The 14378-nt window shown below is 65.0% G+C and carries 11 protein-coding genes; 4 read left to right on the forward strand and 7 right to left on the reverse strand.

Annotated features, from left to right (window positions below; translation table 11 throughout):
* Window positions 1-440: 440 nt before the first annotated feature.
* The 6 genes from ACQGNJ_RS05730 to ACQGNJ_RS05755 all read right to left on the reverse strand — a co-directional run bounded on the left by ACQGNJ_RS05730 (window position 441) and on the right by ACQGNJ_RS05755 (window position 7889).
* On the reverse strand, window positions 441-731 hold the full coding sequence (locus tag ACQGNJ_RS05730) for a hypothetical protein (protein ID WP_426687215.1): 291 nt from the start codon (window positions 729-731) through the stop codon (window positions 441-443).
* Window positions 732-1652: 921 nt separating this feature from the next.
* Window positions 1653-2030, reverse strand: a complete 378-nt coding sequence (locus ACQGNJ_RS05735) for a hypothetical protein (RefSeq protein WP_426688278.1) — start codon at window positions 2028-2030, stop codon at window positions 1653-1655.
* A gap of 142 nt (window positions 2031-2172) precedes the next feature.
* The gene (locus ACQGNJ_RS05740) at window positions 2173-3879 is read right to left on the reverse strand and encodes an alpha-amylase family glycosyl hydrolase (protein ID WP_426688279.1); all 1707 of its coding nucleotides are present in this window, start codon (window positions 3877-3879) and stop codon (window positions 2173-2175) included.
* A gap of 127 nt (window positions 3880-4006) precedes the next feature.
* Window positions 4007-5482, reverse strand: a complete 1476-nt coding sequence (locus ACQGNJ_RS05745; RefSeq protein ID WP_426688280.1) for an MFS transporter — start codon at window positions 5480-5482, stop codon at window positions 4007-4009.
* Window positions 5479-7665 carry a glucosidase family protein gene (locus ACQGNJ_RS05750; protein WP_426688281.1) on the reverse strand — a complete coding sequence of 729 codons (2187 nt, stop codon included), beginning with the start codon at window positions 7663-7665 and terminating at the stop codon, window positions 5479-5481. The genes ACQGNJ_RS05745 and ACQGNJ_RS05750 overlap by 4 nt, the downstream gene beginning before the upstream one ends.
* Window positions 7659-7889, reverse strand: a complete 231-nt coding sequence (locus ACQGNJ_RS05755; protein WP_426688282.1) for a hypothetical protein — start codon at window positions 7887-7889, stop codon at window positions 7659-7661. Before ACQGNJ_RS05755 ends, ACQGNJ_RS05750 begins: the two co-directional genes overlap by 7 nt.
* Between ACQGNJ_RS05755 and ACQGNJ_RS05760 the strand changes: the two genes are divergently transcribed.
* Both ACQGNJ_RS05760 and ACQGNJ_RS05765 read left to right on the forward strand, forming a co-directional pair.
* Window positions 7888-8898 carry a LacI family DNA-binding transcriptional regulator gene (locus tag ACQGNJ_RS05760; protein WP_426688283.1) on the forward strand — a complete coding sequence of 337 codons (1011 nt, stop codon included), beginning with the start codon at window positions 7888-7890 and terminating at the stop codon, window positions 8896-8898. The two genes, ACQGNJ_RS05755 and ACQGNJ_RS05760, sit on opposite strands and share 2 nt — an antisense overlap.
* A 189-nt stretch (window positions 8899-9087) precedes the next feature.
* On the forward strand, window positions 9088-11571 hold the full coding sequence (locus tag ACQGNJ_RS05765; protein WP_426688287.1) for a glycoside hydrolase family 3 protein: 2484 nt from the start codon (window positions 9088-9090) through the stop codon (window positions 11569-11571).
* A gap of 177 nt (window positions 11572-11748) precedes the next feature.
* On the opposite strand, the gene ACQGNJ_RS05770 is transcribed toward ACQGNJ_RS05765, so the two are convergent.
* Window positions 11749-12177 carry a hypothetical protein gene (locus ACQGNJ_RS05770; protein ID WP_426688284.1) on the reverse strand — a complete coding sequence of 143 codons (429 nt, stop codon included), beginning with the start codon at window positions 12175-12177 and terminating at the stop codon, window positions 11749-11751.
* A 202-nt stretch (window positions 12178-12379) separates the two neighbouring features.
* Here ACQGNJ_RS05770 and sufT point away from each other — a divergent pair, with 202 nt between their 5' ends.
* Both sufT and ACQGNJ_RS05780 read left to right on the forward strand, forming a co-directional pair.
* Complete coding sequence (gene sufT, locus ACQGNJ_RS05775; RefSeq protein WP_426688285.1) at window positions 12380-12937, forward strand: putative Fe-S cluster assembly protein SufT; 558 nt, start codon at window positions 12380-12382, stop codon at window positions 12935-12937.
* A gap of 513 nt (window positions 12938-13450) precedes the next feature.
* A partial coding sequence (locus ACQGNJ_RS05780; RefSeq protein WP_426688286.1) for a PepSY domain-containing protein occupies window positions 13451-14378 on the forward strand: 928 nt, incomplete at its 3' end.

Genomic DNA, 14378 nt, shown 5'->3' on the forward strand with positions numbered 1-14378 from the left:
GCTGATTAGCTTGTTCAACCGCGCCACGCTTGAACTCGCTGCTGAATTTTCTTCGCTTCGACATGAACACTCCTCATCGGCCGCATCGGCCTTCTCGTAAGTGTCCGTGAAATCGGGGGTGAACCCGACCTGCCGACGTAAGCGTGTCGCGCCAATCTACCTGAGATTGCTTGACCGCGGCCTTGAGGGAGTCGAGGTTGCCGCGAGCAAGCATGAGCGCTGCGATTTGAACGCGCTCGCGAGCCACAGCCCACTCAGGAGTTTGGGTCGGCTCAAGCATGCTGGTGAGCAAGGCGAGTGCTGTACGGGCGTCATGCTCAGAGAAGGTTGAGCGAACATTCGCTTCGATCGTCGGGGAAACGCCCATATGAGCCCTAACGCCGGAATTGAGCGGCGGCGAAGCCGTCCGCCTCGAATGAGTGGTTAGAGCGCACTGCCACCTAGAACGTGCTCCATGCCACAACGACTGATGGCAGCAAGATGAGGGCGACACAAACGCTGGCACGAACTTTTGCTGCGGAGAAGCTGTAACCGGACAGCCATAGCGCGGCCAGGATGCTCACTACACCGATGTACAATACGACAAGTGATACATGCCGAGCAGCTTCGATTTGCGCGTGTGGCACGGAAGGCGATGGATCGCCTAGCTGCGACATAACACCGTAATACGCCAGCGCCCAGCCAACGACCACCAGAAGCAATGCCAGATTTGCCGCAGAGGTCTGTTTCATGCGCTCTAACGCTGGAGTTGAGCGGCGGCGTAGCCGTCCGCCTCGAACGAGTAGTTAGACGCCACGACCATCGTGCCAACCCTGAGCGTCTTTGAAGAATTGCTGTTTGGAGGCTGCGTCTGGAAAAGCCCGAGAAGGAATGATGAGCCCATTGCCATTGGTGCCAACAATGACAATAGCATCCTGGGCTTCTTGGACCGTTGCAACTTCCGCCCACGACCGGGCCCCTGATTTCCTACCGATACGGGTAGACCACCCAGATGGGCCAACAGAGAGGACACGCTCCTCATTTTTGAATAGGACTTGCGTGCGTAACGCCAAACCAACTACGACTAGAGGCAGAACGACGGCGAAGGACGTTCCGAATTGACGAAAGCTGAAGGGCGCCGCAGAGACACCGAAGGCGATCATAGTTCCGAAGGCAGCCATTAGGCATTGCTGCCACCAATACTTGGTTCTCCAAGAGCGCCAGTACCAGCGCCAAATCTCGGCGCGTGTGGATCGGTAGTGAAGCGTATATTCCATAGTGTCTAACGCTGGAATTGAGCGGCGGCGTAGCCGTCCGCCTCGAATGAGTGGTTAGGCCACGTGCCGAGGAAGCTGACGTAGCCAAGTCTCTAGATTCGAAAGAGCAGAGTCTAGGTTGGGCACAAAGCCCTCCTTGTGTTGATACGCACAGAGATCCAATGCGTCGGCCAAGCTTGTTACGTCGCGCGCCAAACTGTAGGGCACGCCCTCAAGAGCCCGGCCGCTCTCCCTCACGACTGTAGCCAAGGACTCGACTTCGCCTTTGCCCGACCGAACCGAGGCCAAAGAGTTCTCTATGCTTGATATTAGGGAGATGTTCGACATGGGGCCTAACGCTGGAATTGAGCGGCGGCGAAGCCGTCCGCCTCGAATGACTGGTTAGACAGCGAACGGTCACGCACCATTACTAACCATGGTTTCGTCAATAACTTTGAGGCTGAGCTTGCCAGTGTTATCGAGTTTGGCGTGGAAGCTGTAGTGATGCGTGCTCTTGAAGAACTGCTCAAGCGGAGCAGGAATCACCTTTGATTCTCGCCCCTTCGCTGACACCCAACCTATTCTCACGCCCATGACTAAGTGATGTCGGCCCGGCAGCACCGAGATCTCAGCTTGTGGGGACTTCAGTGGCTTACCATCAACGGATAGGAAGGTGAGCCCATCGCTAGGGCTCGTCAAAATCGCGGCGTCATTGTTTGCTTGGGCGTTTGATGGCGGTGAAATACACAGGCCTAAAACCGCGAAGAATGCGAAGGCACAGATACGTGAGGACATGATGATTACTCGTCTAACGCTATGTAGATTTCAAAGTGCAGTCTAATCCCGCAGCCTATCCCCGGCGAGCCAGACTGCAAAGTTTTCTCAAGGATTGAAGAATCAACAGGTTGGCCTCTTGGCCGCCGTCTAATCCTGCAATCTAATTCGGCAGTGTTGGCTTGGGCAAGGTAGTGCTCGGATTTCCTCGTTCCCGCATCAGTCGCGTCAGTTCGGCCAGAAGATCGTGTCGCTTGGTCGTTGCGTCCAGCAAGTAAACCTGTACGTCGTGAGCCGCAACGTGGGCGCGCAGGTGGCCGCCTTCGCGCACGTCGATCGCAGCTCCGCCCAGAGCCGGCATCCACCGACCGGCTTGCAAGTAGTCGAAAACGTCGAATGACGCCATGCTGTCGCCCTTGTTGAGCAACACCAGGGCGATCTGGTGGATGTCGCCTTTCTGGTACACGCGGTAGAACGCGGCCTGGTTGCCGGCGAACTGGATGGGCAGCATCAGCCCGCGTTGCAGGGCGGGGGTTTGCTCGCGCAAGAGTGCGATGCGTTTCAGTTGGCGGTAAATCGGGCTGCTTGCTGCGTCGTCGATGCGCTGCTGGCCGTAGTAGTTGCGGTTGCCTTCGTGCTCGGCCTTGCCGCGTTCGAAGCCGGTTTCCGAACCGTAGTAGACCGCCGGGATGCCGCGGGCGGTGAACAGCCAGTTGTTGGCGTCGATGAAACCGTTGTCGCTGGCCTTGAGTCGCGCCATGTCGTGGTTGTCGTAGAACGTGACCAGTTCGTACGGGTTAGCGTACGGGCCGTTGGTCAGGTAGAGGCGATCGAGCAGGCTGGCGTAGTCGCTGCCCGGGTGTTCGAACACGTCGGCGATGCGCCCGCGCAGCGGGAAGTCGAGCACGCTGATGCCGCCGTTCTGCGGCCAGGTGAACTTGCCGATGTTGTCCGGGCTGTAGTCGAAGGCTTCGCCGAACATGAAGAAGCCGGGGTGTCTGGCGCGGATGCGCTCGCTGAACTGCTTCCAGAAGGTGGTGGACATGTGGCTGATGGTGTCGATGCGGAACGCGTCGGCACCCTGGTCGGCCCACTGGTTGTATGCGCCGACGAAATAGTCGAGCACGGCCGGATTCTGGTCGTCGTTGTTGGACAACTGCACCAGGTCGTCATAGGCGTGATAGAAGCGGTGCAACGGGTTGCGCACGGGATCGAGCCGGTACGGCGGCAGGTTTTGTTCGTCGGCGATCAACTTGCCGGCCTTGTCGTAGATCTGGCCGAACATCGGCTGCGCCTTCGGCATCGTGAAGGCGGGCGAGCCGTGGTTGGCGACGATGTCGAGCACGGTCTTCAGACCGCGTGCGCGCATGGCGGCGGTGAACTGCGCGAAGTCGAGACCCTTGCTGGGCAGGTGTTCGTCGAGCTTGTAGAAGTTGACGCCCCAGTAGCCGTGGAAGCCGGTCTTGCCGCGGTCGGTGAATTTCGAGCCCCAGCTGACCGGGTCGCCACCGGTGAATGCCTCATTCGGGTTGTCGACGATGGGGGTGATCCACACCGCGCCGAAACCCATGCCGCGGATGTAGGCGGCGTTGTCCAGCACGCCCTTGAAGTCGCCGCCGAGGTAGCCGATGTTGGCGCTTTCGCCCTTCGGCGCGCCGGCTACCGGAATGTCGAAGGTGGGATGCGCGCCGCCCTGGTTGCGCTGGTCGTTCGAGGGGTCGCCGTTGACGAAGCGATCGGTCATCACGAAGTAGATCGCGTTGGACGCCATCGGCGCGTCGGTGCCGACGAATTCCGGCGTGGTCGCCGCTGCCTGCGCGAAGCCCGCGACCAGCGCGAGTGCCAGACCTGCAGCCATGTTCTTTAGCATCGTGTTTCCCCGGATAAGACGCGTCTGCGACACGCATGTTTGGGTGTATGGACGCCCACTGGCGGGCGATGCTGTTGCCTATTTTCCGTTCCCCGTTCCCCGGGAAAGTCGCGCGCAGGGTGCGCTCCTACGGTTCGCGCACGCGCAGGGTAAACAGGCCGGCCACCAGCAGGCAGGCGCCGCCCAGCGCCAGTGCCCAGATTGGCTGGTTGTGGAAGCACAGTCGCAGCAGCAGGCCGAGCACGCTGGCGGCGAGCAGCTGCGGGATCACGATGAAGAAATTGAAGATGCCCATGTACACGCCCATCTTTGCCGCGGGCAGGTTATCCGACAGCAGCGCATACGGCAGCGACAGGATCGAAGCCCAGGCGAAGCCCACGCCGACCATCGACGCCAGCAGCCATTGCGGGTCGCGGATCAGCAGGAACGACAGCAGGCCCGCGCCGCCCAGGCACAGGTTGATCAGGTGGCTGATGCGCAGACCCCAGCGCCGCACCATCAGCGGAATCACCACGGCGGCCACGGCGGCGAAACCGTTGTACGCGGCGAACAGCACGCCGACCCAGTTGGCGCCCTCGTTGTACAGCGCGGAGTGGACGTCGGTGGTGCCGTAGATGGTTTCGGTCACGCCCGAGGTGGTGTAGATCCACATCGCGAACAGGGCGAACCAGGAGAACAGCTGCACCCAGGCCAGTCGCCGCATCGAGACGGGCATGCCGTACAGGTCGCCCATCACCTCGCGCAACATGCCGTGGCCGCGACTGAAGCTGAGCCAGGCGAACAGCAGGCCGAACACGATCAGCCCGCCGGCCAGCACGTAGACCTCTTTCTCCAGCGAGAAATGCCGGATCGCGAACAGCACCGCGACGCCGACCACCAGCAGCAGCACGCCCCAGCGCCACGCGTGCGAAGTATCCACTGCCGGCTGTTCGGCGACGCTGTCGCTGAATGACTGCAGCTGTTCGGGCGGATACTCGCGGGTGCGCGCGATGGTCCACAGCACCGCGCCAAGCAGTACCGCGCCGCCGGCGTAGAACGCGTATTTCACCGTGTCGGGGATGCCGCCATCCGGCGCCACGTTGGCTACGCCGAAGTGCGCCAGGATCCACGGCAGCGCCGAGGCCACCACCGCGCCGACGCCGATGAAGAAGCTTTGCATCGCGTAGCCGGAGGGGCGCTGGCGGGTCGGCAGCTGGTCGCCGACGAAGGCGCGGAACGGTTCCATCGACACATTGATTGACGCGTCCAGAATCCACAGCAGGCCGGCCGCCATCCACAGCACCGGTGCGTTCGGCATCCACAGCAGCGCCAGCGAGGCGAACACCGCGCCGACCAGGAAGTACGGCCGGCGCCGGCCGAGCCGGTTCCAGGTGCGGTCGGAGAAGTGGCCGATGATCGGCTGCACGATCAGCCCGGTCAGCGGCGCGGCGATCCACAGTGCGGGGATGTCGTTGAGGTCGGCGCCCAGGGTCTGGAAGATCCGGCTGACGTTGGCGTTCTGCAGCGCGAAGCCGAACTGCAGACCGAGGAAGCCGAAGCACATGTTCCAGATCTGCCAGAACGACAGCGCCGGTTTGGAGTTCGCAGAGGTGCCGTCGTTCATGGTGAGTCGTGGCCGGAGGCGAGCGGGGCGATCTGCAGATCATGCACTACCGCCTCGTTCAATGGGCCGGCGCTGCCGCCACTGCCGCCGGTGTAGTGGGCGAAGTGGGCCAGATAGCTCATGTTGAAGCCGTCGTCGAGGCGGAAGCGGCAGGCGGCGCCGGGCTTGGCGCTGAAGCGCCCCCAGCTTGACGACTGCACCCGCACGCTGTGCGGCAGCACCAGCGGCAGGCGCTGTTCGGCGCTGCCGGCGCAGTCGATCACCAGCATCTTCACCGCCGCGGTGATGCCGGTGTTGATCGGGCCGTGATCGTTGGCGTAGTCGAGCGCGACGCGATAGTCGCCACCGCGTGCGGCGCTCCAATGACGCGGCCAGGAGCCGCCGACCGTGCTCGTGTCGCCCGCGCAGACGGTCGGGCTGTGCAGCGATTCCAGTCCGTGCGCGTCCACCCGCGTGGCGCTGAAGCAGGCCAGGCCCGGCTGTCGCCCGAGCGTGGTGGTGCCGTCGGTGTCGCCCTGTGCGGCGCCATCCAGATACAACCTTTGCCTGCCATCGACCTTGACCCGCCAGCCGTCGGCCGTGCGCTGCACCACCGGTACGGCGGGAGCCAGCGGTGCGTACAGCGGCGCGTCCAGGCGCAGCGGGGCATCGGCAACCTGCACCGCCTTCAGCATCACCGTGGTGGTGCGCCCTTCGGTGCGACTGTGATCTGCAACCAGCAGGTTGCCGGCCAGCTTTTCGGGAAGCACCAGGGTGATGGTGCGCTCAGGCAGTTGCAGGGTGATCGCGTGGCGCGAACCGAACAGCATCGGCAGCAGCGAGGTGGGCAACTGCGGTTGCACCTGGCCATCCTCGTCCAGGCCAAACACGCCTTCGCTGACCATCGCCAGATAGGCCGCCACCGACCACAGCTGGCGCGGCGAATTCACCACCGGGCCGCTCAATGCGCCTTCGTCGACATGCTGGCCCTGGCTCAGCAGCTCGTAGTTTTCCATGTTGGAGCCATACAACGCCGCGCCGCGCATGATCGACTGGATTTCGTGCGCGATCCGCGCGGGCTGCCCGACTTTGCGCGCGGCGCGCAGCGCGTACATGCTGACGAACGGCCAGATCGCACGGTTGTGGTAGATCGGCTGGTCGACGCGCTCGGGCCAGATCACCGGGCTGCCGGCGGGCCACGTCGGGTAGTTGGCCAGGGTCTGCCGCGCACGCACGCCGTCGGCCACGCCGCTGTCGATCGCCAGCGCAATGCCGAGCAGGTCGTAGCTGTCGTACGGCGTGCCGTCGCCGCCGATGTAGCTCATGTACATGCCGCGATCGGCGCGCCAGAAGTGCGCGTTGATCGCTGTCTTCAGCGCGGCGGCCTGCGCGGCATAACTTGTTGCAGCCTCCGCATCGTGCCGGACCGTCGCCTGCGTGGCGGCCAGCTGCAGCGCCCGGTAATGCAGCACGTTGGTGGACAGCGCGAACGACTGCGCGATGAAGCCTACATCGTCCGCCGTCCACGCCGGGTAGCTCTGTTCGCGCCAGTCGAGGAACGAGGTCTCGCCCTGATACAGGCCGAAGCGCGCGTCGAACGCGTATTGCCGGTCCTGCGCCAGGGTGGCGTCGAGCGCGCGCCGGACCTCGGCAGCAAACGGCTGGTCGTCCAGCAGGTGGCGTGCGCCGAGGAACCAGACCACGCGATCGGTGCTGATCGGCCAGCTGCCGCCGGAGCCGGTGTCCTGCATCGGAAACGGGCCTTGCGGTGCCGTGGCCACGCGCACCTCGGACAATTTGAACTGCAGCCCGTTGCGCGCGCGCGCGGCGTCGAAGCGCCACAAGCCCAGGTCGATCGCGTAGGACAGGTCGCGCGTCCACACGTACGGCCACTTCAACCCGGTGACGAAGCACTGGCAGGGAATCGGCTGGCCATGATCGAACGCGCCGTCGCGGATCGCGCTCACCGAATCGAGCTTGAGGTCGTCCTGCGCCATCGCGAACAGCCCGTCGAACAGCACGCTGGCCGTCTCGCTGCGCAGCGGTTGCGCGGCGATCACCCGCTGGCCGTACGGCCACGCCAGCGTGTACTGCTGCGCATCGCGCTCGATGCCGACGTGCACGCCGTGCCAGTCCAGGCCGTCACGCCAGGCAGCGGGCGCCGCGCTGGCGGCGATCGCCGCGCTGAGCAAGAGGCTCAGCACGGGCGGGTCAGCGGCAGCGGAAGTCGGATCGTAATGGTCATGAACAGGAACACTCCGGACGCGGGCAGGCGTCCTGCATGGTAGGCAAGGACGCAGTGCAGCAACCAGAGCTTGCATACGTATTCATCCGGCGCGGCCAGGGCCGGATGGCGCGGCTTCTTGTAAAGCGGCTGCCGATGACGGCATAGTCGATCGACAGCAGCAACGACAGCGGGAGATTCCATGCGGGTACGCCTCGAAGATGTGGCGCGCGCAGCGAGCGTATCGCCCAAGACGGTGTCCCGCGTGCTCAACGACGAGGCCAACGTAAGCGATGAGACGCGCAAGCGCGTGCTGGCCGCGATGGAGGCGATGGACTATCGCCCGCATCCGTCGGCGCGCAGCCTGGCCGGCAACCGCTCGTTCGTGGTGGCGATGCTGTACGACAACAACGACAACCCGGCCTCGACCTACCTGGCCGAGATCCAGGACGGCGTGCTGGAAGCCTGCGATGCGCACCGTTACAGCATGATGGTGCGCCCGCTGCGCATGCGCAGCGACGATTTCATCCGGCGGCTGGATGCGCTGATTTCCGATCACCACCCCGACGGCGTGGTGCTGACCCCGCCGATCACCGATTACGCGCCGCTGCTGAAGCGCCTGCGCGAGCGCAACGTGCCCTACGCCAGCGTGTCGCCGCAGAGCGACGCCAGCATCGGCGTGCGGATGGACGAGCAGGCCGCGGCGCGGGCGATCGTCGAGCACCTGCTGGGCCTGGGTCACCGGCGTATTGCCCACGTGCTGGGCATTGCCGACCACGGCGCCAGCCGCTGGCGGCTGGCCGGCTACCGCGAGGCGTTGGCGGCGGCCGGCGTCGCCGAGGATCCGGCGCTGGTGGTGCAGGGTGCCTTTACGTTCGGCTCCGGCGTCGTCGCGGCGCGCGAATTGTTCGCCCTGAAGCAGCGGCCCACCGCGGTATTCGCCGCCAACGACGACATGGCCACCGGCGTGATGTGGGCCGCTGGCGAATACGGTCTGAAGGTGCCGCACGACCTGTCCGTCTGCGGTTTCGACGACACGCCGCTGGCGCGCCAGCTGTGGCCGGCACTGACCACGGTGAAACAGCCCAGTCGTGAAATGGGCCGGATCGCTGCCCAGCAACTGCTCGGCCTGCTGCGCGGACGCGGCCCCGGCGAACTGGTGCAGATGCCGTTCGAGTTGCAACTGCGCGGCTCCACCGCCGCGGCCCCCTGAAGTACGCATGATGGCTCGACCGGTCATGTTGCGCAGCGAATTGACAGCGCTGTCATCCGTGTCACTATGCGGTTCAGACCGCGTGCCACCGGCGCGCCAGCCAGGAGCCCTGCCGTGCGATTTCCGCCCCCACCGACCTCGTTGCCGCGTCGTCTTGTTCTCTTCGTCACCCTCGCTGGCGCGCTGATCATGCCCACCTCCTTCGTGCTGGCCGGGGACACCGCTGCCACTGTTCATCCCGACGCCTGGCCGCAGGGCAGCTCGCCGCTGCCGGCCGATCCCGCGCTGGAGGCGCGCGTGCAGGCGCTGCTGGCGAAGATGTCGCCGGAAGACAAGGTAGGCCAGATGATCCAGGCCGACATCAAGTCGGTGACGCCGGATGACGTGCGCAAGTACCGGCTCGGCTCGATCCTGGCCGGCGGCAATTCCGGACCGGATGGCGGGCAGTACGGCACCGCCGCGCAATGGCAGAAACTCTCCGATGCGTTCTACCGCGCTTCGATGGATACCTCGGGCGGGCGGCTGGCGATTCCGGTGCTGTTCGGCATCGATGCCGTGCATGGCCACAACAACCTGGTCGGCAGCACGCTGTTTCCGCAGAACTCCGCGCTGGGCAACGCGCGTGATCCGCAATTGATCCGCCAGATCGGCGAGGTCACCGCGCGCGAGCTGCGGGCCAGCGGCATCAACTGGACCTTCGCGCCGACCCTGACCGTGCCGCAGGACGGCCGCTGGGGCCGCGCCTACGAAGGCTATTCGGAAAACCCGGCGCTGGTCGCGCAATACGCCGCGGCAGTGGTCGAAGGGCTGGAAGGAAAAGTCGGCACGCCGCAATTCCTCGATGCCGACCACGTGATCGCCACCGCCAAGCATTTCGTCGGCGACGGCGGTACCAGGGACGGCAAGGACCAGGGTGACGCCGAGATCAGCGAAGCGGTGCTGCGTGACGTGCACGCGGCCGGTTATGCGCCGGCGATCAAGGCCGGCGTGCAGGTGGTGATGGTGTCGTTCTCCAGCTGGAACGGGGTGAAGATGGCCGGCAACAAGGCGCTGATCACCAACGTGCTGAAGCAGCGCATGGGCTTCGGCGGGATCGTGCTGGGCGACTGGAACGCGCATGGCCAGGTGCCCGGCTGCACCAACGAGGACTGCCCGGTGGCGTACAACGCCGGGCTGGACATGCTGGAGGCGCCCGACTCGTGGCGGGGCCTGTACACCAACACGCTGGCCGAGGTGAAGTCGGGCGTGATCCCGATGCGCCGGGTCGACGATGCGGTCAGCCGCATCCTGCGGGTGAAATTGCGCCTGGGCATGTTCGAGGCCGGCCTGCCGTCGGCGAACCCGTTGGTGGTCGATTCGGCGCAGGTGATCGGCAGTGCCGAACATCGCGCGCTGGCACGCCGCGCCGTGCGCGAATCGCTGGTGCTGCTGAAGAACGATGGCGTGCTGCCGATCGATCCGCGCAAGCACGTGCTGGTGGCCGGTGATGGCGCCGACAACATTTCCAAGCAGAACGGCGGCTGGACGCTGACCTGGCAGGGCACTGGCCTGAGCAACGCGAATTTCCCCGGCGCCACCTCGATCTGGGCCGGCATCCGCGCACAGGTGCAGGCTGCCGGCGGCAGTGCCGAGCTGTCGTTGGAGGGCGAGTACAAGCGCAAGCCCGACGTGGCCATCGTGGTCTTCGGCGAAGATCCCTATGCCGAATTCCAGGGCGACCTGCCGAACCTGGCCTATCGCCCCGGCAATGATCACGACCTCGACCTGCTGCGTCGGCTGCGCAAGCAGGGCGTGCCGGTGGTGGCGGTGTTCCTGACCGGCCGGCCGCTGTGGATGAATCGCGAGATCAACGCTGCCGATGCGTTCGTGGTGGCGTGGCTGCCAGGCAGCGAAGGCGCCGGCATCGCCGACGTGCTGCTGCGCATGCGTGACGGACAGATCGCGCACGACTTCCACGGCAAGCTGGCCTATTCCTGGCCGCGCACCGCGGTGCAGATTCCGCTGGCCGGCGGCAAGGCGCATTACGACCCGCAGTTCCGCTATGGCTTCGGCTTGAGCTACGCGCATCCCGGCCAGGGCGGGCCGCTGGCCGAGGATCCCGGCATCCAGCTGAGCAGCGCGCGCGCCGGCGTCTACTTCACCCATGGCAAGCCGGCGCAGGGTTTCGCGCTGCGCCTGACCGGCGCCGACGGCGCCGGCAACAATGTCACCGCCACGCCGACCGCAACACGCGACGGCAGCCTGCGGGTCGCCGCGCTCGACTACAAGGCGCAGGAGGATGCGCGTCGGTTGGCGTGGTCCGGTCACGGCAAGGCGCAGGCTGCGCTGGTCGCACCGGCGCCGCTGGACGTGGAGCGCGAGACCAACGGCGACGTGATGCTGGTGACCACGCTGCGCGTCGATGCACTGTCGCCGCAGGGCGCGACGATCGGCGTCAGCTGCGGCACGGCTTGCGGCGCCCAGCTGCCGATCGGCAGGCAATTGGCGACGTTGCCGCATGGGCAATGGCTGCGCGTCGGCATTCCGCTGAAATGTTTCCGCGCTGCCGGCGCCAACATGAGCAAGCTGGATCGTCCGTTCGAATGGACCAGCAGTCCCGGCGAAGACATCGCGCTGGCCGAGGTTGCACTGGGCACCGTGGCCGACCAGACGCTGGACTGCCGGGCGCACTGAACGCGGCGGGCGGCTTGCTTGCTCGCGCGCTGATCAGGGATGGGCATGGCGGCGGCCTGAGGGCCGCCTTTTCGCGGGCGTGGGTGGTGTCGGCTGACCTCACGCGTTGCAGCCGACGAATTCATCTGGAAGGCTGAAAGACGCCCCGCCGGGACCTTGCAGGGTGCGCTGCTGCAGTCAGCGGCGGCGCGGCTTGTACCCGGCCAGCCATGCGGCGAGCAGCATGCCCACTGCGGCATAGGCGAAATCGGCCGGCGACAAGGCCATCCGCGTCAGTTGCCACAGCATGCTGACGCCGGCGGTGCGCAGTGCCTCGATCAAACCCATGCCCATGTTGCCGGCGATCAACACGCCGGCGATCAGCATGTTGACGTAGAACGTCGCCAGCAGCGTGGCGGCGGCGGCCATCAGGGCGGCGCCAGCGCCGGCCGGGCGCACGCAGCTGCGGATGGTCCATGCCAGCAAGGCGCCGATCGGCAAGGCCAGCCATGGTGCCGGATGGCGCAGGTACATCGACGCCACCATCCACACCGCACCGCCGGCCAGTCCCAGCATGGCTGCACTGAACAGCGAGAATGCGTAGATCAACGAGGCGCGCGCGCTCATCGCGGGCGCCGGGTCAGTGGGGCAGGGAGCATGCGTCTTCCATCGGGCAAAGCGGCCATCATAGCGTGCCGTGGCCGCGTCGACCCTTGAGTTTGGCCAGCCGGCCCTGATCTGGGACAAGCGGTCCCACGCTGGGGCCGGCATAATAGGCGACCCGGGTTCGACGCATGCGCGCACCCCTCGAAACAGGATTGGCGTTGGCATGAGTGGTTTCAGTTTGAGCAGCGAGCCGTTCACCCTGGTACGCGACTGCAATGCCGTGATGGTGCCGCAGGGTGAACAGGTGACGCTTCCCGCGGGCCAGATCGGTTACATCACCCAGGCACTGGGTGGCAGCTTCACCGTCTACGTGGAAGGCAATCTGTTCCGCATTGCCGGTGACGATGCCGACGCGCTGGGCAAGCCGCGGCCTGAACCCATCGAGGTACCGGCGAACGCCACCAACGAAGACGTCGAGAAGCTGGCCTGGGATCAACTGCGCACCGTGTTCGATCCGGAAATTCCGGTGAACGTGGTCGAACTGGGGCTGGTTTATGACCTGAGCCTGGAGCAGATCGAATCGGGCGAGCGCAAGGTCTACGTGAAGCTCACGCTGACCGCGCCGGGTTGCGGCATGGGCGACATCCTGGTCGACGACGCGCGCACCAAGCTGGAGATGATCCCCACCATCAGCGAGGCGGAGGTGGATCTGGTGTTCGATCCGCCGTGGTCGCACTCGATGATGTCCGACGCGGCGAAACTCGAAACCGGCATGCTCTGATTCTGCAGCAGTGCGGTTCACGCTGAACCGCTTCCTGGTCGAGCATCGCGCGATCGATTCCTGCCATCGCGGATTCGAGATTCGACGTTCCCCGCACCGCGAGCCGCAAGCGCGCGCATGTCCGTGGCGCGGCGCGCTTGTGCACGCTTTCTTTACGGTGATTTCGCGTTTTTCGCCGGTGTCCGCGGTGCGGTTCGACGCTGTGACAGGGGTCACCCGAACTAGGAAAAAGTCGGATTGTTCCACTCCCGCTCGGGGCCTATGGTCAAGCGATCCGTCTTCGGGGAGGTTGACGGATGGTCCTTTGGCGGCGTGATCGCCGTCTTGCAGTTACGCGTCCACGCACTGCCTGCACAAGGGAATGTCAGGGGGAGGGCAGGCGATACGGATGTAGTCGGGGATCGCTAGACAGCACGTGAAGAAGGGGTCGTGCCTTGCACGGCAAATCTTGCATGGGGTCCGCGTGGCCGCATCGGGTCCGCTTGTCCCCCCGAAGTGTCTAGGAGTCTTTCAATGCCCAATCATTACCGTCTGAAATTGCTGGTGGCCGCGATCGGCATGGCCACCGCCTCGGTGGCCACTGCCGCCACCACCAAGACCCTGCATGCGCAGAACCTGGGTGCGGTGCCCGCCAGCTCGCTGGCCGCACAGCTCAACCTCGGTCAGGACATGTCGCTGGCACCGCGCAGCAGCGTCAGCATCGCCAACGGTCACAAGGTCGTGCGCCAGCAGCAGATGTATCGCGGCGTGCCGGTCTACGGCCGCAGCATCGCCGTGGTGCAGGATGCCCAGGGCAACGCCCTGCGCGCCACCGGTGAGTTGATGCAGGATGCCCAGCTCGGCCTGAGCTCGGTGGCACCGAAGTTGAACGCTGCCCGTGCAATTGCCGCACTCAAGGCACACGCGCACACCACCCTGGTCGGTGGCACCACCATCAGCAACCAGAAGACCGACCTGTTCGTGTATCCGCAGGAAAACGGTCCAGCGCGTCTGGTCTATCGCGTGTCGTATTTCGTCAACGGTGCGAACCCGTCGCGTCCGACCGCGATCATCGACGCCAACACCGGCGAGGTGATCCAGAGCTGGAATGGCCTGACCGACGCCTCGGCCACGGGGCCGGGCGGCAATCAGAAGACCGGAAAATATCTCTACGGCACCGACTACGCCGCGCTCGACGTGACCCAGTCCGGCAGCACCTGCACGCTGGTCAACACCAACGTGAAGACCTACAACCTCAACCACGGCACCAGCGGTGGTTCGGTGGTCAGCTTCACCTGCCCGAACAGCGACACCGACGCCATCAACGGCGCCTACTCGCCGGTGAACGACGCCCATCATTTCGGTGGCGTGGTGCATGACATGTACACCGCCTACACCGGTGCGCCGCCGCTGAACATGCAGTTGCGCATGAATGTGCACTACAAGTCGAACTACGAGAACG

Source organism: Rhodanobacter ginsengiterrae (genome assembly GCF_050026815.1).
GTDB lineage: Bacteria > Pseudomonadota > Gammaproteobacteria > Xanthomonadales > Rhodanobacteraceae > Rhodanobacter > Rhodanobacter ginsengiterrae.